1 protein-coding gene is annotated in these 659 nt (G+C 59.5%); it reads left to right on the top strand.

Annotated features, from left to right (window positions below):
• Positions 1-659, top strand: a 659-nt coding sequence (locus ACF8SD_RS03080) for a group II intron maturase-specific domain-containing protein (protein ID WP_392483753.1), incomplete at both ends; no start/stop codon positions are given.

Consider the following 659-nt stretch of genomic DNA (forward strand, 5'->3'; position numbering starts at 1 on the left):
ATCCTGCTCGACGAACTCGACCGCGAGCTGGAGCGACGGGGCCATCGCTTCGTACGTTATGCCGATGATGCGAACATCTATGTACGCAGTCCCCGGGCCGGCGAACGGGTGTTGGTCAGCGTCGAGCGCTTCCTGAGAGAACGTCTGAAGCTGACGGTGAACAGGAAGAAAAGCCAAGTGGCAAGGGCGTGGAAGTGCGACTACCTAGGCTATGGGATGAGCTGGCACCAGCAGCCAAGACTGCGCGTGGCAAGGATGAGCCTAGACCGCTTACGCGACCGGCTCAGAATGCTGCTGCGCAGCGTACGGGCTCGCAAAATGGCGACTGTCATCGAGCGGATCAACCCCGTCCTGAGAGGCTGGGCTAGCTACTTCAAGCTCAGCCAGAGCAAGCGGCCGCTTGAGGAACTGGATGGTTGGGTCAGGCACAAACTCCGCTGCGTCATCTGGCGTCAATGGAAGCAGCCTCCCACGAGGCTGAGAAACTTGATGCGCCTGGGGTTGAGCGAGGAGCGTGCCAACAAGTCAGCCTTCAATGGCCGAGGTCCATGGTGGAATTCGGGAGCGCAACATATGAACTACGCGCTGCCAAAGAAACTGTGGGACCGGCTCGGGCTGGTCTCGATACTGGATACGATTAACCGGCTTAGCCGCGTAAC

The organism is Pseudomonas sp. CJQ_9 (assembly GCF_043106615.1).
Lineage (GTDB): Bacteria > Pseudomonadota > Gammaproteobacteria > Pseudomonadales > Pseudomonadaceae > Aquipseudomonas > Aquipseudomonas juntendi.